Origin of the sequence: Williamsia sp. MIQD14, assembly GCF_051025635.1 — a bacterium.
Lineage (GTDB): Bacteria > Actinomycetota > Actinomycetes > Mycobacteriales > Mycobacteriaceae > Williamsia_A.
The window spans coordinates 564,094-587,549 of record NZ_JBPFDG010000003.1 but is presented as its reverse complement, the minus strand read 5'-3'; the positions used below and the strand labels follow the sequence as shown (position 1 = coordinate 587,549).

Here is a 23,456-nt window from a genome sequence, read left to right as displayed (position 1 = left end):
GACCGCGAACAATCCGGCGAACACACCACCTGCGGGCGGGCCGTCGCAATCTGGATCGGGCAATCCCGCCGCTGCCGCGCAATCAGCCGCGTCGAAGGCAGGGCAGACCGGACAAGGTCTGACCCGTGGCGGACTTGGTACAAACTCAGCGGGACTCGGATCGATGAGTTCGGCCGAGAAGGCGGCCGCGGAACAGGCCAAGCGCGCCGCGGCTCAGGCGGCGGCCAAAGCGGCCGGCGGCGGTGGCGCCGGAGGTGGCGGCTCAGCGGGGGGTGCCGGACTCGCAGCAGCGGAGAAGCAGGCGTTGTCGGCTCGCGGGGCATCAGCGATGACCGCAGCCGAGCGCGCCATGGCAGCCGAGCAGGGCGCGTTGTCGAATTCGCGGGCCAACCCCGCAGCAACGGGCGCAACGCCGATGGGTGGTGCACGCCCGGGCGGGGGCGGCGAGGACGGGAAAACACACAAGTCGGCGCGCTACCTCCGGTCGACCGAGAACGGCGAGGAGATCGTGGGCGAGCAGGACGACGTTGCGCCCACCGTCCTCGGCGGCCTCAACCTCGACACCACAGATACGCCGCCGACAACTCAGACGACCCGCTCACGCTGAGCTGTCGAGGGATGGTCACCTCGCGCAGAACGTCGATGTCGCCTGGGTGACGAAGTAGTCGCCGCGACGGGTGTCGCCGCCGTAGTTCTGCGACACGTCGGCGACGACCGACGCGCGCGGCGTACCGGACGCCAGATCGGTGCAGATCTTCTGTGCGGTGGCGACGAGCGTCGCGTCGTCGGCGAACTTCAGGTCCCCGTACTGCAGCGACGAGATCTGCAGGATCCCCAGGAACGCCTGATCGCGGGTCGCACCGATGGCCTTCTCGAGTTCGGCGGACGCGGACTGCTCGGCGGGGCTCGGCGTCCGCGATGTCGATGTCGCCACCGACGACGTCGACGACTGCGGCGTGGCGTCGGGCTCGGCGGCGGTACCGCAGCCGGCGACCGCCACCGCGAGGGCGAGCAGACCCGTCGTCGCCGCGACACGAACGCGGGTCATCTAACTGCCGCCCGTGGGAGCCAGGTCGTCGCGCGCGGTGAGTGCCGCGTTCTGGGCCAGTGTCGGCCCCGGCGGCAGCAGCGCCACAATCGCGTAGGGCGCGGCGAGTGGATCGGGCATCCCGAGGGGTGACGCCGACGACGCGGGCACCCCGTAGCGCACGCCGGTGTCGGTGACGAGGAAATCCGAGGCCGAACGGGTGCTGTTCGCGTCGATTCCGGTGGTGCGCACGAAATAGCCACTGCCCGGCGGGATGTAGGCGACGTCGGCGCTGAGCCCGTCACCGGTCGCACCGACCGTCGGGACCATCGAGGTGGGGTCGCCGACGGGGAAGTCCGGTTCGAGGGACAGTCCGACCGAGGCGGCGTCGTCGCCGTTCTTCGTCCATCCCAGGCACAGGGCCTTGTCGGTGGTGCCGTCGACGAGGCGCGGGGCGGTGTCGGGGTACCCGGACACGGCGAGCTCGTCGACCGTCGGAACCGTCGTCAGCGCGTTGAGCGGCACCTCGATGGGCCGGTCGCTGATCGCCTGCTTCGCACGGATCAGATCGCCCACCAACGGCGAGATCTGTTGCACACCGTCTTTGAGCACGACGTAGAGCTTCGAGGTGGTTCCGCCGGAGTTGTCGAGGCTCGTCGCGGTGACGATGGAACCGATGCGCGCCCCGTTGAGGGTGAACGTGCTGGGCCGTCCGGCGTCGGCGATGGTCGGCGCGACGATCGGCCGCGACGGCGGGATCGCGTCGAGCACCGCGTTGCTCACCGACCGGGCCGAGGCGTCCTGCAGGCCGAGCGTCTGGCGCACGGCGCTGTCGGCGGGGTCGATGGCGGCACGGGTGTTGCGGTAGATCAGGTAGGCGTCGTCCCCGTTGCGGACCAACATCGCGTCGTCGGGTCCGATCCCCCGGGTCGTCGGCGCGGTGACCGGCGGTCCGGCCACGACACCGACGGTCGGCTGGCCGTCAGGGTTCTTCGGCTCGTCGAGGCGGTCGCACACCGTCCAGATCGACCGTCCGGGCGCGCCCTTGGCCGACAGGCTGCTCGGCGCACCGGCGATCCCCAACTGGGGCCCGCGGGTGTACTTCGACAGGATCTTGTCGCTCACCGAGTTGGGGTTCTCGTCGACACCGACGGCCAGACGCGCCGACGCCAGGTTCAGCGCGGGGTGCAGTTGGTCGCCGAGGAGGACGTAGAGCTGGCCAGACTGCTTGCTGATGAGCACCTTCGAGTCGCCCACGGACCCCTGTGGTTTGAAGAACGACAGCGCCACCGCGCCACCGAGTACCACCAGCGTCAGCACGAGGCCGACGATCAACGCCTTGACGTGTCCGCTCATCGGGTCGTGGATCATCCGCACGTCGCGCCGCACGAGCGCGTGCTCCAGGCGACGCAACAGGAATCGGTAACCACTGACCTGGGACTTCGTGGTCCTCTGGGCCATGATCGGCTGCCACCCCCGCAATCGGTGTCGATGCTCGTCGCAGGCCGTGGCGTGCGCCGATACCGGCATTCGTACAGTCATCAAGTCGAGAAATTACTGCTGTTAAGGTACTCGACGTGGTGGAATCGGCTGGGCCGGGTACCCGGCCACGGAGCGGGGGGCTCACCTCCGCATTACCCCTGTCATCGATCGTCGTCGCCGAGATCGTCGCGATAGCTCTCTACGCGCTGCTCCGCGCCATCGGTGTCGCCCAGATACCCTCCGCGGCCGCTGCTCTCGCGGTCGGGGTGATCGGTGCCGCGTTGGCGATCTCGACGCGCAGGCTCATCTCGGTGTGGGGTCGGCTGCGCCGCCGCATCCGGTTCCTCCGTCGCCGTGTCGGCGACACCGACGACCCGCCGATGCCGTTCGACGTGCCGACGGCCGATCGCACCCTGATGGGGTTGCGGTGGGTCGACGGGCGGCTCATCTCCGTCATCCGACTCTCCCGACCCGTCGGACCCAGCATCCTGAGCCCCACCCAGACCGTCGTCAGCGGCTCCGGCCTCAAACTGGGCGTCGTCGCGCGCGCACTGCGACAGTTCGACATCGAGCTCGAGTCGATCGACGTCGTGGCCCACGGGTGGCGCACCCGTGGTGCCTCGCACGTCGCCGGCCCGTATCAGAGCCTCACCGGCAGCCTCCCCGCCGTCCCCGAGCAGGACGTGTGGATCGTGCTGCGGCTCAACCCGTTGCAGTGTCCCGATGCGATCGCCTCGCGCGGCGGCGGGTCGACAGGCGTCATCCGCACCGCCATCACCGCCACGCGTCGGGTCGGCAACCATCTGGCCCGCGAGGGGTACCGCACCCGCATCCTGACCGCCGGCGAGATCGCGGCGATGACCGGTCGTCTGCTGGACGGCGCACCGGTCGATTCCGCGGAGGAGGACTGGAAAGAGGTGCGTTACGGGTCGTACCGGACGAGCGCCTGGGCGGTGCCCGGATCGCTCGACGCGGCGGTCCTCACCGACATCTGGTCGACCACCGCGCTGTCGACGACGACGTCGACGACGATCACCCACGACGGTCCCGACGAGTTCGCGCTGGCCACCGTCGTCCGGTACGGCTCGGTCGGCGACCTGCAGCTCGACGTACCCGACGGCCTCGAATCGCTCGCGGGACAACAGGAGCCGGCGATCGCCTGGACGGTACCGGCGCAACGGCCCGGGGTGCGACGGATGCCCGTCGACGTGGGCGACCTCGCCGCGCTCGACGCCACGGTGGTCCCCGACGGGGGTTGCGGACAGCTCATCGGCGCCGATCAGTCGGGGTCGGCGGTGGCCGTCCCCCTCTTCGGACCCGACGTGCGGCGCGTCGACCTCTACGGCGACCCATATCTGATGCTCCAGATCGCGGCGCGCGCGATCGCGCTCGGTGCGCGGATCCTCGTGCGCACCGACCGACCCGAGACGTGGCGCGCTCTGTCGGAAGGCGTGAACGACGCGCGCAGCCTGTACATCTCGGCGAACGCGACCGACCAGCGGTATCCGACGAACACCTACACCGTCTGTCTGCTCGACAGCAGGCAGGCCACCGAGGATCAGACCATCACGACCCACATCCGGGTACATCGCGAGACCGGTGAGGTGGCGCCGTTGGGGGAGACCGCCGACGTCGCCATCTACCAGGACGCCTCGTCGACGAGCCGCATCCATCTCGTCACGTCGTCGGGCGCGATGGCGCTGACGCTGGTGTCGGTGCCGGCGGAGAACAACCTCATCGAGGGATCGCGCGCACCCCGGCCACCGGTACCGGTGTCCGCGGCGCCGCAGCGTCCGCAGGGCGACAACGGGCCTCGACGCCCCGCCCCCTTCACCTCCGGCCCCGGTCCCGGTCCCGGTCAGGGCGAACCCGGCCCCGGGCCGCAGAACCCGTACGCGCCGGGCCCCGGGTTCGACCGGCGGCAGCCACCGATGCCGCCGACACGGGACATGCCCGGGCCTCCGCGCCCCGATCTGCGCGACGACGGGCCGCCAACCGATCAGCACCCGCGGATCGGGCGACACAGCCCTCCGCCCGGCCGTCACTCGAATCAGCCCGACGACGCCTGAGGTCCCCTACCCACGCAACGGGCGACGCACCTCGTGAGAGGAGCGCCGCCCGTTGATGGTTCGTGGTGCGGTGTCGATCAGCCCCAGCCGCTGGCGATCGAGCTGTTGGTGGACTGCATGTCCGAGTTGCCCGAGCCCGCCGCGGTCACGATCGATGCGAGGACCTGCTGCACCTCGTGCGAGCCCTGGATCCACTTCTGGTAGACGGCCTGGAAGGCCTCGGCCGACGCGGGGTCCTCCCACAGCGACGCGGTCTGGTTGCGGATGCCGTTCATCTCCTCGGTCATCTGGACGAGCTGGGCCTGCTCCGACTTGGCCTGCGACAGCAGACCTTCGATGCCGGCGTAGTCGTAATGGATCTGTCCCATGATGTTCTCCTGTGGTGGTGGGGTCGGCGTCAGACTGCGGTGTTCAGACCGCCGCCGGCGGACTTGATCGAGCTCTGCGCCTGCTCCTCCTGCGAGGAGTACTGGTTCATGTTCTGGTTGAGCATGCTGATCATCTCGTCCATCGAGGTGTTCATCTTCGTCGCGGCCTGGTGGTACTCCGAGGTCACGTTCATGAAGGCAGCCTGCGCGGCACCCTTCCAGACTCCACTGGACTCACTCACGGTGGAGTTGACGCGCGCGAGCAGGCCGACCATCTGCTGGTGCACATCCTTGGCCTTGTTGATGGCCGCGTTCATCCCCTCGATATCAACCTGCGTTGCCACAGTGCGTTCCTTTCATCGTTGGCATCCGCGAGTCGAACGCCGTCATACGAGTCGAGGCGGTTGCCACGCTCGAATCCCGTTGCGCGATCATCGATCGCGTCCAGGAAGATTTTGTGCGAGTTGTCGCACCGCCGAGACCACGGCGTAGTCGTCGCCGGGTGCGATGGAGGTCCATCGCTCGCCTCCGAGCGACGGCACGGCGAGCGACACGACTCGCCCGCGGTCGGTGTCGAAAACGGCGAGCACGGCACGGTCGGTCGGCGAGGTGTTGTTCACGACGATCTCGGTCTGACCGACGCAGTGCGACAGTGTCGCCGCGACAGCGCGGCCCTGCGCCTCGGGCACACCGAGATGGAAGAGCGCTGCGGTGTAATCGACCTCGTCGACGCACGAGGCCAGAGCGGCGTCGAGCACGTCACTCGGGACGCGGAGCGGGGTGATCGGTGCGCCTGCCGTGGCACCGATGCGCGCGGTGACCTCGCGGACGAGCAACTTGGCATCGTCGTCGGCCCTGATCTCCTCGAAGGAGAAGCGCTCCCCGGAACGGGAGACCAGCACGCGGCGTTCACCGTCGGCCACGATGCACATCCGGTAGACCTGCGTGACGTCGATGCGCCGCAGCTCCAGCATCCACTCCGGGGCGGCTGCCGCCTGCAGCATCCACCGGAGAGTCGGATGCACGTTGCCCATGGCGTCGAGCACACCGCGTTCGGCGAGGGTGGAGTGTCCGGCAGCACGGAAGTCGACTGCCGCGGAGTCGGTCTCGTAGGGTTCCTCGACGCGCAGGACCGCGGGCAGGGTCTGGATGACGAGAGCGTCGCAGAGGGCCAGGAGTTCGCCCAGCTCGAGGTCGAACGACGCGGTCGAGGTGTCGACCATGATCATGTCCCCTCCCCGTCCGGTACCCCGATGACCGACGGCGAGGCCACCTGCGACCCCGCCGATGCCGCTTCCTGTACAGAAGCATAGTTCGTCGTGACCGGCAGCGGGGCCTGACTGTGATGCCCCGGCGCACTGGCCACCGCCGACGACATCGGGGTGGCGGGCACGAACTGCGACTGGGTGGCCGACTGTCCGTCGGCGACCACACCGTCGACGCCGGAACCGGCCGCCTGCACCACGACCTCTCCCTGGGCCTGGGCGGCGGCGTCGATGCGGGCGAGGTCGCGGCGGGTCTGCGTGACGTACTCGTCGGAACGGTAGGCGCCCAACGGGGTTGCGCTCATCGCGGCGATCTGGGCGAGCATCGCACCCTGCCCCATCAGACCCTGCTGCTCGGCGATCTTGGCCGCGGCCTTCTCTCTCTCCGCGGTCAGTGCTGCGCGGTGGACGAGGTGGTCGGGCACGGGCACCGACTCCCACGATTTCGCCACCGGTGTCGTCGCCAGCTCGTAGGACTCCATGACCCGCGCGGCCTGGGCCTTCATCCCGTGCGCCTGCTCGTCGAGCTTGGCGAGTCCGCCGGCGATGAGCGAATGCGGCGGAGCCGCAACGGCCTTGAGTGCGTCCTCGAGTTGCCCGAGCGCGCTGATGACCTCGGCGTCGGGCATGGCCGCCATGGCGACGGTGTGCGCGACCGCCTGCCGTTCGGCCGCAGTAGCGTTGCGTGAGGCCATGTCCGCGGTCTCCGAGACCCAGGTGGACAGTTTGTCGAGCGACTGCGCCATCGCGGCGTCACCCTTGCCGCGCCAGCCCTCGCCCACGAGCTTGCGGATACCGGCGAATTCCCGGTCGAGATCGTGCAGCGCGGTGGCGATCGCCGACCACGACATCCCCGCCTCGAACAACGGCTTGGCCCCTGCCCCACGGCTCAGGTCGCGACTCAGCTGCTCAGCCGGTCGCGCATCCCACCTGATGCCGGTGAAGCCCGTCATGTGCTCGATACCTTCCTGGTTCGTCGTTCGTGCGTGCGCAGGTGTAGGGCGCGGTTTCTACAGCGCCGTCAGATCACCGGCCACCGCTTCGTCGTGGCTGTCGACGGCGGAGGTCTGCTCCCGCAGCGCACCGGCGACGTCGCGGATGGCCGATATTCCTTTGACGAGCTGATCGGAGAAAAGTTCCGCCGAATCGGAAAAAGATTTCGCGGCGGCGACCGACACCTCGTCGGAGCCCGCCGCGGGCACCGTCAGGGAGGCGCGATGAGTCCCCATCGTCTTCTCCAGCGACGTGGCGATGGACTCGAGGCGTCGCACCGCCTCGGAGAGGTGTTCGGTGTCGACGGAAAGGTTCGCGGTCATCGGGGTGCTCCTTCGCGGGCGGTGGGGGGTGGGGCGGACACAGTCAGGCTTCCAACTCGTCGGACTCTTCCCAGATCGACTGACTCACAGGGGCTTCCACCCCGCCGAGGACGGTCGGGCTGGCCGAGGGGATCTCGCCGACGATCTCCTCGGTGTGGCGTGCGTCGACGACCTGTTCGCGGTCGGCGTTGTGCTGACCGCCGGCCGACGGCGTGGCACCCATGGCGCCACCTGCGCCCATCGGCATCGCGGCCGGCGTGGTCGCACGGGTCACCACGCGCTCCTCGCTGTCACCCACGACCTTCCCGCCGGGTATGCCACCGCGTGGCCCACCGAGCGAGTCCGGAGTGGTGCGCGGGCTCAGAGGCGCTGCGGGAGTGGATGATCCGACTCCACCGAACCCACCTGGCCCCATCGGCACGGCGCCACCGGCGCCACCGGACGAGGCACCTTCGCCACGTGCCCCGAGTGGGGAGTCGTCGCCGCCGCGTCCGCCGAGGTCCGCGCTGTGGCGTCCGCCGAGCCCGCCGGCGCCGCCACCCGCCTTGATGAGCGACTGGATCGGCTGACTGATGGTCTGCACGGTGGTCATGGCCATGCCGGGGATCTGCGAGGCGACCTGCGGGACGGCGGTGATCGCCACCGGGGCACCGGCGCGGGTCATGTTCGCCGTGTGCGCGAAAAGTTCGCCGCGCGTCTCGGCGACCACGGCCAGCCCCTCGTTGAGATGGACCGTCGCCGAGGCGATGATGGCCGCCTGCCCGCCGGGGGTGAAGGCGAGACCGATCGCCGCGGGCAACGTCGCGACGAAGCTCGCGATGATGCCCTGCAACATCGCGACACCCTTGGCGACGGTGGCGGTCGCGGTGGCCACGACGGTGGAGATGTCGCCGCTCTGGGCGCCGGTCGCCGTGCCGTTGGCCTGTGCCGCGGTCCCCGACGCCATCGCCTGCGCGGCCGCCGGACCGGTCCACAGAGGGGTCAGCGCCGACATGGCCTGACCACCCATCTGCACCACGCTCTGGAACGCCTGCATCAGACCCTCGAACAGCTGCATCGGGTTGAACGGTGCCGACGACATGTCACCCGAGCCGAACCCACTCATCAGATCGGTGAGCGGTTTCAGCAGCGCGCCGATGTCGATGGTCGGCAGCGGAGGCATCTGCGGGAGTGGCGGCATCGGGGGCAGCTGCGGAAGGGGCGGGAGACCCATCTGCTTGAGGACGTCGTTGACCGGCATGTGCAGCAACGGCGCCACAGCGCTGTGGTCCAGCATGTCCATCACGCTGGGCCCGGATCCGGATGCGGGTGCCGGCCCGTGGCCCGCACCCTCGGTCACAGTGAGGAGGCCGCGGAGTTCAGCGCGGCCGAGGTGTCGCCGTCGGCGCCCTCGTACTTCGCCGCGGTCGACACAGCCGACACGGCCGTGCCCTGATGCACCGCGACCAGAGAGGCGGTCGACACGGCGTTGGCGAACTGCGACATACCGAAGCTGGCCAGGAAGTCCTGGCCGATGAGCCCGAACACCGGCACCATCACCGCGACGTTGGCCGCGAGGTCCATGGCCGAGGCACTGTCGATCACACCACCGATGGCAGACGAAGCGGCGCCGTAACCGCGGATCGCGTTCGGATCCGCAACGAAGTCAGTCATCGAGATCTCCCCTGTTGAGTGCAGCTGGACGCATGTCCGGTGTCGATCGGCCTGAACTTTATCGCAGCTGAGGTCATATTTCTACGTGGTCGTTAGTAGCGGTCACTAGAACCGGGTTCACGATCGCTGCCCGGTCACCACATCCGACGTCGCCCGGGGTCGAATGGTTCCAGGTGGAAGATCGTCGACAGGATCTGCGGCCGTCACCGTCGGTGTGCCGAGGTCGGGACATGTCGATGCGTGTTGCCGTGGGTGTGGGCAACCCGGCGTGGACGAGTGCCGGCGCTGCTCACGATGTTCGGCACACACACAGTCAGATGCGTGCCGCGGCACTCTGTGTACAACCCCCACGTAGACCACTCCCCCGCATCCGGAGATGCGATCATGGAGCGGTGACCGGGTACCACGAGTACGACCCATTCGACGACACCCCCTACGACGACGAGCCGACGTCGGGTTCCGACGGTGCCGTAGGAGACGGTGACCCCGAAACCGCGGCATCGGCATCGGCCGAATACGCTCTGCAGACGGTGGGCCGCGCCGCGACGCCGTCCGGCTCGATCGAGGTGCGGACCACCGAACAGGGCCTGCCCACCGCGATCAAGATCGAGCGGTCGGAGATGGACAAACCCGCCGACGCCCTTGCACGCACCATTTTGCTGCTGTGTCAACAGGCCGGGAAACGCGCTGCGGCAGCACACCGCAGACAATTGCTGGCGGACGGGCATCCTCTCGAGGCCGTCTCCTACCTCAACCTGCCGACCGAACGCGAGGCGGCCGACTTCGACCTCCACGTCGACTCCTACCTCGACGACTCCGAACCCGACACGTGGATGCGACGCGTATGACCGAATCCGGATTCCCGCCCCGCGCACCACTTCCCGACTCCGCGCCGATGCCGCCGAAGTTCGGGATCACCTTCGACGACATCGAAGCGTCGGCACGACGCGCACTCGAACGGATGCAGTCGGTGAGCGAGGCGATATCGGCCATCGCGGTCGACGAGACCTCCGAGGACGAGAACGTGACGGTGCGCGTCGATGCCATGGGCGCGCTTGTCTCGCTGCGCATCGACGACGGCGCGATGTCGATGAGCCCGGCCGAGCTCGGCGACCTCATCGTGACCACCGCCGCCACGGCCGCCGGCAAGGCGTTCGGTCAGATGGGCGAGCGGATCTCGGCGTTCAATGCGGCCAGCGCCGAGGACACTCTTCCGGGGGCGCCCCTACCACGGGACAGCGCTGACGGTCCGGCCTGATCAACTCTTCAGTTTGATGAGGCCGTCGAAGGCCACCTCCGGGTTCGAGGTAGCCGCGATTGTCACGAAGTCGTTGAGCACCAGCACAGTTCGCGTGATCGGCCTACCCTGGCGAAAATCGATGGCCAGCAACGACACAGAGTTGCTGTTGTTGTGTCCGTCCATCACCGAGACGTTGATGATGTATGAACCTTCCTCGGTGTGACTCGTCAATTCCAGCGTCAGCGACGCGGCGTAACCCGACGCGTCGGGGGACAGCGGACCTATGGCTCGCGCTGTGACCGTAGGACCGCCCGCGAGCGCCGCATCTGACGAATAGCTCGTCCAGTAGGAGATGCTCGCGGCCACCGAAACAACAGCGCCGAGCGACGCGAGTATCTTGACGACCGAAGAAATGCGGTTGCGTTCATGGTCACCAGAAGGCGCCTTGGCGAACATCGCGAACACTGCGATGACCCCGCCGATGGCCGCGTAGGGACGGCTGACCGTCGAGAACGCGGCAAAGGTACCCAACGCGGCACCGGCCAGGGCGATCTCATTGCGATGGGAGCGTGTGGTCATCTCGACGTCCGCCGGGAGCTATAAGCTTCGGTGTCAGCGAAGACAATCGTGAATGTTGCGGCGCGCATGTACTTGTCACGGACATCAAAAGCAGGATCATCATGCGGGTCCGTCCGCCTCTTTCCTGGCTTGAAGAACATGGTTCGCAGCGTCCCTCGCGCTCCCACCACGGGACCCTGCCGCTCACTGGCGATCACGATGCCGTCAGGCCCCCTCGCCTCGATGGCCACCTTCATGTACTCCGCGGTCAGCGCCCGATTGTGGATCGTCACCGGAAGCCCGTCGGTTGAGTACGCACCGATCGTCACCGTTGCGTAGCGGGAGAGGACATTCGCCGTCGCGGCCCTGTCCGATCGAAGTTCGAACGCACGCGTCGCCGCATCGAGATTCGCGTACACGCCCACGGCTGCGACCACGAAGACGATCGACCTCACGACAGTGGCGAACGCGACGCGCGGTGGACTCGGCACCGATATCCAGACGCCCACACCTGCTAGCACGGTGACGATGCCCGCCGTCAAAAATACCTTGAAGTCGGGCACCAACACGAGCGGGTACACCACAGTGCCAGCAGTGATCGCGAACGCGACGGCGACGAGGACCCACTTGATTACCGTCCGCTGGGTCGACGGCTCGTGTGGCACAGTCGTTTCCATCCACCAAGTCAAACATAGTCAAACACAAGCCGATACGGTCGGCAGGCCCAAATTTGCGGTCAGCATCTGATGAGTCGAGACCCCGGTAGTGGACTAGGTGGTGTCGAGGTTCAGACCCCGTCTGCCCTTGGGTTCGTCGACGGATTCGACAGAAGGCTGGGCCACACCCTCACTGAGGGCGGCGGACGGGAGGAACTGGGCAGATCCGTCTGGCGACAGCGATGAACCCGTCTCCGACGAGACGCCGGACAGCGGCTCGTAGCGGAATGGCTGACCGTCGTTCGGTGTCCACCCATCGTCGCCGGGGAGTTGCGCCGAGAAGCCCGGGTCGCGGGCTGCGCCTTGCGGCGGCTGCGCCACGAAATCCTGACCAGACGATTCAGTACCTCTGGACGACGACGGCGCGGAGCGCGGCTCCACCGGCGTACTGCCGACGACCAGACGTTCGACGGACGAGCTGCTCACCGATGGACCGGCGAGCGACGGCGGCACCTCTGGCTGCCCAGGACCCTTGCCGGCCAGCTTCTCGTACCCTTTTTCCGCGGCAGTGGCCCCGGATTTCCCCGCGAGCTCCGGACCCTTGTCGGCGAGCACTTTGTCCTGATAGGCACGCCGTTCGGCGTCGGTCATCGAGCCGTCTACGTACCTGCGATACGCGTCGGTGGTGTCGGCGCGATCGGTGAAAACTCCCTGCAGTCGATCTCGAACGGTAGGCGAAGCAGGCTGCGGTCCGAAGGGTGCGGGCCCGTCGACCACCTTCTTCCCGGCTCCGGCCACGGCACCGCCGACCGCCCCGGCAGCCCCCTTCTGCAGAGCCTCGCCCCCGACCTTTCCGAGATCGACAGGCCCTCCGAAGTAGTTCTTGCCCACGAGCTGCTGGAGCAGAGACCCGACACCGGCCTTGCCGCCGTCCATCGCCGCGCCGATCGCCGCACCTTTCAGTGCGTGGACACCGATCTCCTTTGCGGTCGTGGCCATCACTCGCTCGAGAATTTGAGTCGTGAGTTGCTTGACCAACGTCTGAAGGGCCACGCGAGTCGCGACGCCCTCGGCGGCGGCCACCGCCATCGACGCGCCGAACGTCTCGAAGGCGGAGATGATGCACACCGTCAAGACGGCCGCGAAGATCTCGAGCTGGATGATGTAGAGCTCTTTGCACATGAGGACGTATTCGGCCGTGGCCCTCGCAAGGTCGCCCGAGGTGGCGTAATCCTTGGCCACCTGCTCGAGTCCGTTCGGTGAGCCGGCGATCTCCGTGAAGTACGAATGCATCGCATCGTGGACGATGCCTTCGATCACGTCACCGAGTTGGTCGGCCCCTCGCGAGACGTCGTCCGAGGCGGTCGACAGCAGGTTGCTGACCGACCGGTACGACTGAGCCATCGCGTGGAGGGCGTCCTCGTCTCCCTCGGGAAAGTTGCTCATGCCGAGAAACGACAGCGCCGCGTCGAGATGGCCGGGAATGGTGAGCGTCACCGGCCTCAGCCTCCGATGCGTTCGGAGTTGGCCCGCTCTTGTTCCTCCAACTGGTCGGCAGCTCTGTTCACACCGTCCGCGGCCTGTTCCAACCGCTGGGCGATCTCGACGAGGTTCGCCTTGTTCTGCGCGTGCACAGGTACGTAGCCATCGCCGAAGACACCGCCGGGTTCGTCCCCGCCCCACGTCCCGGCATCGTGACTGTCGATCTCGGCTGCCACCCTGCTCAGGACAGACCGCGTCAGAACCGCGGCTTCGCCGAAGTTTGCCGCGGACCTCCGCAAACCCTCGATATCCGCCCGCATACCCATCAGTTCCCCCCTCCGTCGAATTCGCGTCGCAGCCGTGAATCCGCCGTGGGGGGATCGACACTCGGCCGCTGGGTCGCCAGCAGATCGTTGATCCCGGGGATCTCCGGGATGATGCTGTCGGAATGCTCGATCCGCGCCGCAGCCTGCATCCGAGTGGTGATCGCGCCGACCTTCTCCTGGACGTCGACCGCAGCATCCTGCGCCACCGACAACAGTTCGGCGGACAGTTCCGACGGCGAGTACTCCGAATAGACCGACGAGTCGAGTTCGATCTCGATCGGTACCCCGGACGCGTTGACGGTCACCGAGATCAGGCGATCGCGGGAGTCGGCGGTGCCCATCGACGCACGAGCCTCGGCCTGAAGGGCGCTCACCTTCGACATCATCGAGGTGAGCTCGCCCATCCGTTCGGTGATCTGCTCCTGAGCTTCGCGACGCAGCGACTCGAAATCCAACTCCACCCGATCCCCTCTTCCACTCTTGTCGATCGTCACCCACACCATCAGACGCGGTGGCGGCCCATTCGGTTCCGCCGCGCAGCGGGGTCGACCGGGGAACGGTCGACCGTACATCTGTGTAGCGACTATATCGATGAGCTTCGCCCACGGCACGCGATGGCGGTCACCGGGCCCCGACCTCGATGAGGACGACCCCGGCCATCACCGCCACGATGCCGAGCACAATCACCCGGGTGAGCGCCTCGCCGAAGAGGACGCGACCTGCGAGCGCGGTGAGCGCGACACCGGTCGCGGCCCAGATGCCGTAGGCGACACCGAGTCCGACGCCCGCGGCGAGGGTGGCCGAGAGCGCGACGAACGAGATCGCGTACCCGACCGCGACGGCGAGGTAGAACACCCGGCGCCCACTTGCGGCGACGCGCAACGCCACCGTGCCCGACACCTCGGCCAGCACCGCGATCGCCAGGAAGAACCACCCCATCAGTCGCCGGCCTCCGGCGAGCGGCGCGCGGGGGAACCGAACTCGATGCACAGCACCCCGCCGATCACCAGGACGATGCCGACGATCATCAGGGCGGTGAACGCCTCGCCGAAGATCACCGCCGACAGCACCGCGGTCGCGGCGACGCCGAGTGCACCCCAGATCCCGTAGGCGACGCCGAGTCCGAGACCGGCGCGCAGCACACGGTCGAGCAGGACGAAGGCTCCGAGGTAGCCGACGGCGACCACCGCGTAGAGGGCCGGATGGTCGAGCGCGCCCTTGAGGGCGAGCGAACCCGCGACCTCGGCTGCGATCGCGCACCCGAGCAGACCCCAGGTGCGTGGGGCCACCGCCCGGGTCACCGCGCCCGGCGCAGCGCCGACAGGATGGTGTCGGAGAGTTCGGGCCGACAGATCACCAGGTCGGGCAGATAGACGTCGTCGGCGTTGTACCGCAGCGGCGACCCGTCGACACGGCTGCAGAACAACCCGGCGGCCTCGGCGACGGCAACCGGTGCGGCGGAGTCCCATTCGTACTGACCGCCGGCGTGGACGTAGGCGTCGGCCTCGCCGCGGACCACGGCCATCGCCTTGGCGCCGGCCGACCCCAGCGGCGCGACGACACCACCGACCGCGTCGGCGACGGCGTCGGAGAACGTCGGCGGCCGCGACCCGCTGACCACCACGCGCACGGTGTCGTCGGTGCGCGGATCGAGCAGTCCGGCAACGGGTTCGGTCGGCATCGAACCGGTGTCGTAGGTGACCCCCAGCGCGGGCAGGGCGACGGCACCGGCGACCAGGCCGCTGCCGGCGAACCAGAGCGCCACGTGGACGGCCCAGTCGTGGCGACCCTCGGTGCGGTATTCGCGGGTCCCGTCGAGGGGATCGACGATCCAGACGCGGTCGGCGGCGAGCCGTCGGCGGTCGTCGGCCGACTCCTCCGACAGCACAGCGTCGTCGGGACGCTCCGCCCGCAACCGTTCCAGCAGCAACTCGTTGGCCTGCTGGTCACCGGCGTCGCCGAGGTCGGTGCCGCTCAGTCCACTCTCGGCTCGCAGACCGACGAGCAGTTCGCCGGCCGCGGTGGCCAGTTCGGCGGCCAGACGTGCATCGGAGGACGCGCCACGGGTCACAGTCCGAGATCCCGGATGATGGCGTCGGCGATGTCGGTCGGCGACCCGTGCTCGGGGGTCACCACCAGTTCGGCGTCGGTGGGACGTTCGTAGGGCGAGTCGATCCCGGTGAACTGCTTCACCTCTCCGCGGCGTGCCCGGGCGTAGAGGCCCTTGGGATCCCGGCGCTCGCACTCGGCGAGCGGGGTGTCGACGAACACCTCGTAGAACGGCAGGCCCGCGGCGGCGTGGATCTCGCGTGCGCGCCGACGCTCGGCGGCGAAGGGGCTGATCAGCGAGACGATCGCGACCGAGCCCGAGTCGGCGAACAACGACGCGACCTCGGAGGTGCGTCGGATGTTCTCGCGCCGGTCGTCGTCACCGAAGCCCAGGTCGGAGTTGAGTCCGTGCCGCAAGTTGTCACCATCCATCAGGTAGGCGGGGCGCCCGGCCGCGACGAGGCGACGCTCCACCTCCACCGCGATCGAACTCTTTCCCGATCCGGACAGTCCGGTGAGCCAGATCGTGGCACCACGATACGGGCGCTGATCGGGTGACACCTTCGACCCGTGCCAGACGACGGTGCTCTGGTGCTCGACCGGGCCGCTGATCATTCCCGCGGCGACGGTGGTGTTGGTCGTCTCGTCGACGAGGATGAAGCTGCCGGTGTCGCGGTTGCGGCGATAGGCGTCGAACATCAGCGGCTGCTGGGCGTGCAGCGTCACGCGCCCGATCTGGTTGACCGACAACGTCTCCGCGGTCTCGTCGCGATGCAGGGTGTTGATGTCGAGCCGGTAGTTGAGGGTGGTGATCTCCGCGCGTGCCGATGCCGTGGTCGCGGAGATGACGTAGCGGTTGCCCGGCGAGAGGGTGGTGTCGTCGGAGAACCAGCACAGCATCGCGTCGACGTCGCGGCCCACCCACGGACGGTTGTTCGGTCGCGCGATCATCTCGCCCCGGCTGATGTCGATCTCGTCGCGCAACGACACCGACACCGCCATCGGCGGGAACGCCTGCGCCACCTCGACACCGCCGGGTGCCCAGATGCGGTCGATGGTGGTGGTGAACCCGCCTGGCAGCACGACGACCTCGTCGCCGGGCGAGAACGTGCCGCCGGCCACGGTCCCGGCGTAACTGCGGTGATCGGAACCGTCACTGCGCTGGGGTCGGATCACGTACTGCACGGGCAGTCGGGCGTCGATGAGGTTGCGGTCCGAGGCGATGTGCACCTCCTCGAGATGGTCGAGGAGCGGCGCGCCGTGGTACCAGCCCATGTTCGCCGACGGGGTCACGACGTTGTCGCCGAGCAGCGCCGACACCGGGATGAAGGTGAGGTCGGTGACGGTCAGTTTCGAGGCGAACGAGGAGAATTCGTCTCGGATCTCCTCGAAGCGGGCCTGCGAGTAGTCGACGAGGTCCATCTTGTTCACCGCGAGCACGAGGTGCGGGATGCCGAGGAGCGACGACAGGAACGCGTGCCGCCGGGTCTGTTCGAGCACTCCCTTGCGGGCGTCGATCAGCACGATCGCGAGGTCGGCGGTCGATGCCCCGGTGACCATGTTGCGCGTGTACTGCACGTGCCCCGGGGTGTCGGCGATGATGAACTTGCGCCGCGGGGTCGCGAAGTAGCGGTAGGCGACGTCGATGGTGATGCCCTGTTCGCGCTCGGCGCGCAGACCGTCGGTGAGCAGGGCGAGGTTCGCGTACTCGTCGCCGCGTTCGGCGCTCGTCCGCTCGATCGACTCCATCTGATCGGTGAAGATCGACTTCGAGTCGTAGAGCAGCCGTCCGATCAGCGTCGACTTGCCGTCGTCGACGCTTCCCGCGGTCGCGAGGCGCAGCAGTTCTTTTCGGCCCTCGGCCGCGATCGGCAACGCCATCAGAAGTAGCCCTCCTTCTTGCGGTCTTCCATCCCCGATTCGGAGATGCGATCGTCGGCTCGCGTGGCGCCGCGCTCGGTGAGGCGGGTGGCGGCGACCTCGTCGATCACCTCGGCGACCGTCGTCGCGGTGCTGAGAACGCAACCGGTGCAGGTCGCGTCGCCGACGGTCCGGAAGCGCACGGTCTCGGTGCGCGCGGTCTCGTGGTCGGCGGTCTCGAGGAAGCGGGTACGCGCCAGCAGCATCCCGTCGCGTTCGACGACCTCGCGGTCATGCGCGTAGTAGATCGGCGGGAGGTCGATGGACTCGGCCGCGATGTACTGCCAGATGTCGAGCTCGGTCCAGTTGCTCAGCGGGAACACCCGGATGTGTTCGCCCGGTGCGTGTCTGCCGTTGTAGAGGTTCCACAGCTCGGGGCGCTGCGCCCGGGGATCCCAGGCGCCGAACCGGTCGCGGAAGCTGAAGACCCGCTCCTTGGCGCGGGCCTTCTCCTCGTCGCGCCTCGCCCCGCCGAACACCGCGTCGAAACGGTTCTCGGTGATGCCGCGCAGCAACGCCGCGGTCTGCAGTCGGTTTCGACTCGCGCCGGGGCCGGTCTGCTCGACGACGCGGCCGGCGTCGATGTCGTCCTGCACGCTCGAGACGAGCAACCGCACACCGGTCTCGGCGACGATCCGGTCGCGGAACTCGATCACCTCGTCGAAGTTGTGCCCGGTGTCGACGTGCATCAGCGGAAACGGGACGGGTGCGGGCCAGAACGCCTTGCGCGCCAGGTGGAACATCACCACCGAATCTTTGCCGCCGGAGAACAGCAGGCCGGGTCGCTGCGCGGTGGCCGCGACCTCCCGGATGATGTGCACCGACTCCGCCTCGAGGGCGGCGAGGTGCGACAGCTCGTATCCACCGTCGAGCATGCGATTCCTTCGGCTCAGCGCTTGTGGTGTCGATTATTCGACAGTAGCGTTCGACTATGTGACAGTAAACACCACGACACGGGAGCGTCAACCGGCGTCGGCCCCGACGCACCGCGTGGTCACCGTCGTCGAGTTCCTCGCCTCCGATCCCGCCGGGCGTCCGTCGCTCGCCGAGATCGTGCGCGCGGTCGGTATGACGCGGGCGACCGCGCACGCCGTGCTGACGCAGTTGTGCACCGACGGGTGGGTGATCCGTGGCGACGACCACCGTTTCGCGCTGGCTCCGACGTTCCTCGGACGGATGGCCGCCTCGGCGAGGACGAGTCCCCTGGTCATCGCGTGTGGGCCCGCGATCCGGGCCGCCGCACGCGACCTCGGTGTGCCGGTCTTCCTCGCCGAGCGCACCGACGCGTCGATCACCGTCACCGACATCGCCGGCGACATCGCGTGGGCGCAGGTCGGTATGCGCATCCCGATCTGGGCTCCTCTGTGTCGGGAGTTCATCGCGTGGGAGAGCCCCGCCGAGCGCGCGGAGTGGCTGGGCACCGTTCCGCCGGCAGCCCGTGAGGCGGTCGCGCGCGTGATCGACACCGTGCGTGATCGCGGTGTCACCGTGGAGAACCTGGGGCGCGAGGCGACCGAGGTGATGGCGGCACTGCACTCGGTGCACCGCGCCGATTCGGCCCCCGCGGTGCAACGCCGCATCGCCGACCTGCTGATCGACCTGATGACGTCGGACTACCGCCCGGAGGATCTGTCCGGGACGGTGCCCACGATGTCGGTGGCGGTACCGGTCGCGGTCGCCCGCGACGGTGGGAGCCCGACGCACCGTGTGACCGCGTCACTCGTGGCCTGCCCGGGCTCACCGTCGGACGCCGATGATGTCGAGCGCATCGTGGCGCGTCTGCGCGAGGCTGCCACCACCGCAGACGTCCCGGCGGCGCCCTGAGGTCGCTTTACCAACCAAGCACTTGCTAGGTATGGTCGGGCCATGACCTCACCACCGGAGATCCCGGCCCCTCTCACCGGCGCCGAGCTGACCGCGGACTCCAGCCCGGTCGCCTACGAGGTGGTCGACGGTGTCGCCTACGTGACCCTCAATCGTCCCGATTACCGCAACGCGCAGAACTCGGTGATGACCTACTCGCTCGACGCCGCGTTCGTCCGTGCCGTCTCCGACCGCGCGGTCACCGTGATCGTGTTGCGGGCCAACGGCAAACACTTCTCCGCCGGCCACGACATCGGCACACCCGAACGCGATGCCCACGTCGAGTACCCGAACACGGCGACCATCTGGTGGGACCACACCGACCGCACCGGGGGCGATCAGCGCCTCGCGCGCGAGATGGAGGTCTACGTCGGCATGTGCCGACGGTGGCGCGACATCCCCAAGCCGCTGATCGCGCAGGTGCACGGCGCGTGCATCGCCGGGGGCCTGATGTTGGCGTGGATCTGCGACTTCATCGTCGCCTCCGATGACGCGTTCTTCTCCGATCCGGTTGCCCGTATGGGTATCCCGGGCGTGGAGTACTTCGCCCACGCCTTCGTGCTCGGTCCCCGTCGCGCGAAGGAGATCCTCTTCACCGGCCGGCGTTTCACGGCAGCCGAGGCGCTCGACTGGGGCATGGTCAACCACGTGGTGCCGCGCGACGAGCTGTCGACGAAGGTCGCCGAGATCGCCGCGTCGATCACCGAGATGCCCCCGCTGGGGCTGGCGCTGTGCAAGAAGGCCGTGAACATCTGCGAGGACCAGATGGGTCTGAGGAACTCCATGGACTCGGTGTTCGGCTGGCATCACTTCGCCCACAGCGCCAACGCCGAGGCATCCGGCGGGGATGCGCTGGGCGGCATGGACGCCCGGTCGATGAAGGCCAGTGGGGCGTCGTAGATGAATCTCGAGTTCGACGACGATGTCGAGGCGTTCCGACTCGAGGTCCGGGAATGGCTGCACGCCCACGTCCCGACCACCCCACTGCCGTCGATGGACACCGCGGAGGGGTTCGACGCGCATCGCGCGTGGGAGGCCACGATGGCCGACGCGCGGATGTCGGTGGTGAGCTGGCCGGAGGAGTTCGGCGGCCGCGACGCGAGCCTTCTGCACTGGGTGGTGTTCGAGGAGGAGTACTACCGCTCGCGCGCCCCGGGCCGGGTCAGCCAGAACGGCATCTTCCTGCTCGCCCCGACCCTCTTCGACCACGCGCACCCCGACCAGCTCGCCCGCATCATGCCGAGGATGGCTCGGGCCGACGACATCTGGGGACAGGCCTGGAGCGAACCCGAGGCGGGCAGCGACCTCGCGTCGTTGCGATCGAGCGCGGTCCGCACCGAGGGCGGGTGGCTGTTGCGGGGCCAGAAGACGTGGAGCTCGCGGTCGAGTTTCGCCGACCGCGGCTTCGGCCTGTTCCGCACCGACCCCGATTCGAGCCGCCACAAGGGCCTGACCTACTTCATGTTCGACCTGCGCGCCGAGGGCGTGACGGTGCGGCCCATCGCGCAGCTCGACGGCGAGCCGGGTTTCGCCGAACTGTTCCTCGACGACGTCTTCGTCCCCGACGACCCCGACCATCCCGGCGACTCGGGGGTCATCGGCGAGGCGGGCAACGGGTGGAAGATCGCGATGAGCACCGCGGCCAACGAACGCGGGTTGTCGCTGCGGTCACCGGGTCGGTTCCTTGCGACCACCGACCGACTCCTCGAGCTGTGGGGGCAGCGTGATCCCGCTGACGAAGACACGGCACTGGGCGCACGCGTGGCCGACGCGTGGATCGGAGCCCGCGCCTACGAGCTGTCGACGTACGCGACGGTGAGCCGTCTCGCCGAGGGCGGGCAACTCGGCATGGAGTCGTCGATCACGAAGGTGTTCTGGTCGGAGTGGGACATAGCCACCCACGAGACCGCGCTCGACCTCCTCGGCGCGCATGCCGAACGCGTCGACTCCCCCGGAGTGGACCACGACTGGATGGGCGGTCACCTGTTCTCCCTGTCGGGTCCGATCTACGCCGGCACCAACGAGATCCAGCGCAACGTGATCGCCGAGCGCCTGCTGGGACTGCCGAGGGGCGACCGATGAGATTCCTGCTCGACACCGAACACCTCGATCTCGCGGGCAGCATCGACGCGATGCTCGCCCGCGCCGACATGCCGGCGGTGGTGCGGGCGTGGAACGACGGCGATCACGCTCCGGGACGCGCCGTGTGGCGCAGGCTCGCCGACACCGGCGTCACCGCGTTGCTCGTCCCCGAGGAGGCAGGCGGGGTCGGCGCAGGCGCGGTCGAGATGGTCGTGGCGGCCGAACAACTCGGTCGCCACTGCGTTCCCGGTCCGGTCGCCGAGACGATCGCCGTCGTCCCGACCGTGCTGTCCACCGCGGGGCGGGCCGATCTGCTGGACCCGCTGCTCACCGGGGGTCTCGCGACCATCGCGGTTCCCGACGAGGTGCCCTACGCCGCCGACGCGGCGGTCGCCGATCTGGTTCTGCTCCTGCAGGATTCGACACTGTTTAGCGCCGAAACCGACATCACCCACGCCTCGGTCGACCGATCACGGACCGTCTCCACCGTCGTCGCCCGCGAGTCCGTGGCCACCCACGTCGACGCACGACGGGCCCTCGAGTTCGGCGCTCTGGCCACCGCGGCCCAGCTGGTGGGCCTCGCGTCGGCGATGCTGTCGACGGCGAGCGACCATGCGCGCAACCGCACCCAGTTCGGCCGACCGATCGGATCGTTCCAGGCCGTCAAACACCACCTCGCCGATGTCGCCATCGCCGTCGAGATGGCACGCCCTCTCGTGCACGGGGCCGCACTCGCCGTCGACGCCGGCGCCGCGACGACCGGTCGCGACGTCTCCGCCGCCAAGGTGGCCTGCGGCCGCGCGGCCGACCTCGCCGCGCGCACCGCGCTGCAGACCCTGGGCGCGATCGGCTACACCGCCGAACACGATCTCTCGCTGTATATGACGAAGACCCGTGCGCTGCAGTCCGCGTGGGGCACCGCTGCGCGGCACCGACGCACGGTGTTGGCGGCGATCACCGCATGAACGACATCGTGTTCGCCGCGCCCGGGGTCGACACCGCCGAACAGGCCGCGCTGCGCGATGCGGTGCGCACCGCGCTGGCCCGTCGGGGCGGGTCGGCGTCCCTGCGCGCGGCGATGGCCGCGACCCCCCGATTCGACGCCGCGCTGTGGACCACGCTGGCCGAGCAGGTGGGCGTGGCCGCCCTCGCCGTCCCCGAACGGTTCGGTGGCGTCGGAGCCACGCTCGTGGAGAGCCACGTCGTGCTCGAGGAACTCGCCCGGTCGCTGCACCCCGTGCCGATGCTCGGATCGGTGCTCGCGACACAGGCGCTGCTGTTCACCCGCGACGACGACGCCTGTGCACGGCTGCTCCCACCGATCGCCGCGGGGGAGTCGGTCGCCGCCCTGTGCTGGGCGGACGACACCGGCTGGGACAGCCCCGGGGTCGTCGCCGACGGGGGGTTGCTCACCGGGACGGCGCACTATGTGCTCGACGGCGAGTACGCCGACGTGTTCCTGGTGATCGCGCGGTCGGGGACGCACACGACACTGCACGAGGTCTCCCCCGACGCCGACGGCGTCTCACGCACCGCGCTCCCCGTTCTCGACCCGACGCGACCGCTGGCCCGGGTCACCTTCGACGAGACCCCGTCGCAGACGATCGCCGCGCCCGGAGACCTCATCGACCGGCTGCAGGCCGTCGCCGCGGTCGCGGTCAGTGCCGAACAGGTGGGGGTCGCTGCCGAACTTCTCGACCGCACCGTCGCCCACACCGGTTCCCGCAACCAGTTCGGTCGCCCCATCGGCTCGTTCCAGGCCCTCAAGCACCGGATGGCCGACATGTTCGTCGCGGTCGAGTCGGCGCGATCGATCTCCTACGCCGCGGCGCACTCCCTGGTGCGCGACGTCGGGTCGACCGACGGCGGATCGCCGGTCGGCCCCGACACCACCATCGCGTCGGCACGCATCCACTGCGCGCGGGCCGCGGCGTCCGTCGCCGGTGAGGCGGTCCAGATGCACGGCGGCATCGGCATCACGTGGGAACACGACGTCCACCTGTACTTCAAGCGGGCCCATACCGGCGCACAGCTGTTCGGACGGCCGCAGAGGGAGACCGACGGCCTGGCCCGGTCCCTCGGCCTGTAGCGAAAGTTCAG

At 68.7% G+C, this 23,456-nt stretch carries 28 protein-coding genes; 9 read left to right on the top strand and 19 right to left on the bottom strand.

From position 1 onward, the window contains the following. Positions 1–163: 163 nt before the first annotated feature. Entirely contained in the window at positions 164–607 is a 444-nt protein-coding gene (locus ACQ7HM_RS14335) for a hypothetical protein (protein ID WP_434216902.1), read from the top strand. 15 nt (positions 608–622) lie between these two features. On the opposite strand, the gene ACQ7HM_RS14330 is transcribed toward ACQ7HM_RS14335, so the two are convergent. Next, positions 623–1,048, bottom strand: coding sequence for a DUF732 domain-containing protein (locus ACQ7HM_RS14330; protein ID WP_434216901.1), 426 nt, complete (start codon positions 1,046–1,048; stop codon positions 623–625). After that, positions 1,049–2,488, bottom strand: a complete 1,440-nt coding sequence (eccB, locus tag ACQ7HM_RS14325; protein ID WP_434216900.1) for a type VII secretion protein EccB — start codon at positions 2,486–2,488, stop codon at positions 1,049–1,051. Between the two features lie 116 nt (positions 2,489–2,604). Between eccB and eccE the strand changes: the two genes are divergently transcribed. Further along, positions 2,605–4,578 (top strand): type VII secretion protein EccE, encoded by a 1,974-nt coding sequence (gene eccE, locus ACQ7HM_RS14320; protein ID WP_434216899.1) that lies wholly within the window; start codon positions 2,605–2,607, stop codon positions 4,576–4,578. 77 nt (positions 4,579–4,655) lie between these two features. Here eccE and ACQ7HM_RS14315 read toward each other — a convergent pair whose 3' ends face one another. The 7 genes from ACQ7HM_RS14315 to ACQ7HM_RS14285 all read right to left on the bottom strand — a co-directional run bounded on the left by ACQ7HM_RS14315 (position 4,656) and on the right by ACQ7HM_RS14285 (position 9,180). Then, a complete protein-coding gene (locus tag ACQ7HM_RS14315) occupies positions 4,656–4,946 on the bottom strand; it encodes a WXG100 family type VII secretion target (RefSeq protein WP_434216898.1) in 291 nt (96 codons plus the stop codon). A gap of 29 nt (positions 4,947–4,975) precedes the next feature. Further along, on the bottom strand, positions 4,976–5,290 hold the full coding sequence (locus ACQ7HM_RS14310) for a WXG100 family type VII secretion target (protein ID WP_150116595.1): 315 nt from the start codon (positions 5,288–5,290) through the stop codon (positions 4,976–4,978). A gap of 87 nt (positions 5,291–5,377) precedes the next feature. Next, the gene (locus ACQ7HM_RS14305; RefSeq protein WP_434216897.1) at positions 5,378–6,175 is read right to left on the bottom strand and encodes an ESX secretion-associated protein EspG; all 798 of its coding nucleotides are present in this window, start codon (positions 6,173–6,175) and stop codon (positions 5,378–5,380) included. Further along, positions 6,172–7,164, bottom strand: a complete 993-nt coding sequence (locus tag ACQ7HM_RS14300) for a PPE domain-containing protein (protein ID WP_434216896.1) — start codon at positions 7,162–7,164, stop codon at positions 6,172–6,174. The genes ACQ7HM_RS14305 and ACQ7HM_RS14300 overlap by 4 nt, the downstream gene beginning before the upstream one ends. 57 nt (positions 7,165–7,221) lie before the next feature. Further along, positions 7,222–7,527 (bottom strand): PE domain-containing protein, encoded by a 306-nt coding sequence (locus tag ACQ7HM_RS14295; protein ID WP_434216895.1) that lies wholly within the window; start codon positions 7,525–7,527, stop codon positions 7,222–7,224. Between the two features lie 43 nt (positions 7,528–7,570). Continuing rightward, the gene (locus tag ACQ7HM_RS14290; protein ID WP_434216894.1) at positions 7,571–8,803 is read right to left on the bottom strand and encodes a hypothetical protein; all 1,233 of its coding nucleotides are present in this window, start codon (positions 8,801–8,803) and stop codon (positions 7,571–7,573) included. A gap of 59 nt (positions 8,804–8,862) precedes the next feature. After that, the gene (locus ACQ7HM_RS14285; RefSeq protein WP_434216893.1) at positions 8,863–9,180 is read right to left on the bottom strand and encodes a type VII secretion target; all 318 of its coding nucleotides are present in this window, start codon (positions 9,178–9,180) and stop codon (positions 8,863–8,865) included. Positions 9,181–9,572: 392 nt separating this feature from the next. Between ACQ7HM_RS14285 and ACQ7HM_RS14280 the strand changes: the two genes are divergently transcribed. Both ACQ7HM_RS14280 and ACQ7HM_RS14275 read left to right on the top strand, forming a co-directional pair. After that, entirely contained in the window at positions 9,573–10,028 is a 456-nt protein-coding gene (locus ACQ7HM_RS14280; protein ID WP_434216892.1) for a hypothetical protein, read from the top strand. Next, positions 10,025–10,438, top strand: a complete 414-nt coding sequence (locus ACQ7HM_RS14275) for a YbaB/EbfC family nucleoid-associated protein (RefSeq protein WP_434216891.1) — start codon at positions 10,025–10,027, stop codon at positions 10,436–10,438. The genes ACQ7HM_RS14280 and ACQ7HM_RS14275 overlap by 4 nt, the downstream gene beginning before the upstream one ends. On the opposite strand, the gene ACQ7HM_RS14270 is transcribed toward ACQ7HM_RS14275, so the two are convergent. The 10 genes from ACQ7HM_RS14270 to cysD form a co-directional block, all read right to left on the bottom strand. Beyond that, positions 10,439–10,999 (bottom strand): hypothetical protein, encoded by a 561-nt coding sequence (locus ACQ7HM_RS14270; RefSeq protein WP_434216890.1) that lies wholly within the window; start codon positions 10,997–10,999, stop codon positions 10,439–10,441. Continuing rightward, positions 10,996–11,655: a hypothetical protein gene (locus tag ACQ7HM_RS14265; RefSeq protein ID WP_434216889.1), complete on the bottom strand. Its 660-nt coding sequence runs from the start codon at positions 11,653–11,655 to the stop codon at positions 10,996–10,998. Before ACQ7HM_RS14265 ends, ACQ7HM_RS14270 begins: the two co-directional genes overlap by 4 nt. A 93-nt stretch (positions 11,656–11,748) precedes the next feature. Then, positions 11,749–13,131, bottom strand: coding sequence for a hypothetical protein (locus tag ACQ7HM_RS14260; protein ID WP_434216888.1), 1,383 nt, complete (start codon positions 13,129–13,131; stop codon positions 11,749–11,751). Between the two features lie 5 nt (positions 13,132–13,136). After that, complete coding sequence (locus ACQ7HM_RS14255) at positions 13,137–13,352, bottom strand: hypothetical protein (RefSeq protein ID WP_434216887.1); 216 nt, start codon at positions 13,350–13,352, stop codon at positions 13,137–13,139. A gap of 89 nt (positions 13,353–13,441) precedes the next feature. Then, entirely contained in the window at positions 13,442–13,903 is a 462-nt protein-coding gene (locus ACQ7HM_RS14250) for a YbaB/EbfC family nucleoid-associated protein (protein WP_434216886.1), read from the bottom strand. Positions 13,904–14,063: 160 nt separating this feature from the next. Next, positions 14,064–14,381, bottom strand: a complete 318-nt coding sequence (locus ACQ7HM_RS14245; protein WP_434216885.1) for a DMT family transporter — start codon at positions 14,379–14,381, stop codon at positions 14,064–14,066. After that, entirely contained in the window at positions 14,381–14,731 is a 351-nt protein-coding gene (locus tag ACQ7HM_RS14240; protein ID WP_434216884.1) for a DMT family transporter, read from the bottom strand. Before ACQ7HM_RS14240 ends, ACQ7HM_RS14245 begins: the two co-directional genes overlap by 1 nt. An 8-nt stretch (positions 14,732–14,739) precedes the next feature. Beyond that, positions 14,740–15,513 (bottom strand): 3'(2'),5'-bisphosphate nucleotidase CysQ, encoded by a 774-nt coding sequence (locus tag ACQ7HM_RS14235; RefSeq protein ID WP_434216883.1) that lies wholly within the window; start codon positions 15,511–15,513, stop codon positions 14,740–14,742. Then, positions 15,510–17,372 carry an adenylyl-sulfate kinase gene (gene cysC / locus ACQ7HM_RS14230; RefSeq protein ID WP_434216882.1) on the bottom strand — a complete coding sequence of 621 codons (1,863 nt, stop codon included), beginning with the start codon at positions 17,370–17,372 and terminating at the stop codon, positions 15,510–15,512. The genes ACQ7HM_RS14235 and cysC overlap by 4 nt, the downstream gene beginning before the upstream one ends. Then, positions 17,372–18,286 carry a sulfate adenylyltransferase subunit CysD gene (gene cysD, locus ACQ7HM_RS14225; RefSeq protein WP_434216881.1) on the bottom strand — a complete coding sequence of 305 codons (915 nt, stop codon included), beginning with the start codon at positions 18,284–18,286 and terminating at the stop codon, positions 17,372–17,374. The genes cysC and cysD overlap by 1 nt, the downstream gene beginning before the upstream one ends. Before the next feature lie 58 nt (positions 18,287–18,344). Here cysD and ACQ7HM_RS14220 point away from each other — a divergent pair, with 58 nt between their 5' ends. From ACQ7HM_RS14220 to ACQ7HM_RS14200, 5 genes are read left to right on the top strand one after another with little or no spacing between them, the layout of a single operon-like run. Beyond that, positions 18,345–19,235 (top strand): helix-turn-helix domain-containing protein, encoded by an 891-nt coding sequence (locus ACQ7HM_RS14220; protein ID WP_434216880.1) that lies wholly within the window; start codon positions 18,345–18,347, stop codon positions 19,233–19,235. Positions 19,236–19,277: 42 nt separating this feature from the next. Continuing rightward, positions 19,278–20,174 carry an enoyl-CoA hydratase gene (locus ACQ7HM_RS14215; protein ID WP_434216879.1) on the top strand — a complete coding sequence of 299 codons (897 nt, stop codon included), beginning with the start codon at positions 19,278–19,280 and terminating at the stop codon, positions 20,172–20,174. Continuing rightward, the gene (locus ACQ7HM_RS14210; RefSeq protein WP_434216878.1) at positions 20,175–21,356 is read left to right on the top strand and encodes an acyl-CoA dehydrogenase family protein; all 1,182 of its coding nucleotides are present in this window, start codon (positions 20,175–20,177) and stop codon (positions 21,354–21,356) included. It begins immediately after the preceding gene. Further along, positions 21,353–22,321: an acyl-CoA dehydrogenase family protein gene (locus tag ACQ7HM_RS14205; RefSeq protein ID WP_434216877.1), complete on the top strand. Its 969-nt coding sequence runs from the start codon at positions 21,353–21,355 to the stop codon at positions 22,319–22,321. Before ACQ7HM_RS14210 ends, ACQ7HM_RS14205 begins: the two co-directional genes overlap by 4 nt. After that, positions 22,318–23,445, top strand: a complete 1,128-nt coding sequence (locus ACQ7HM_RS14200; RefSeq protein WP_434216876.1) for an acyl-CoA dehydrogenase family protein — start codon at positions 22,318–22,320, stop codon at positions 23,443–23,445. The genes ACQ7HM_RS14205 and ACQ7HM_RS14200 overlap by 4 nt, the downstream gene beginning before the upstream one ends. Positions 23,446–23,456: the final 11 nt, after the last annotated feature.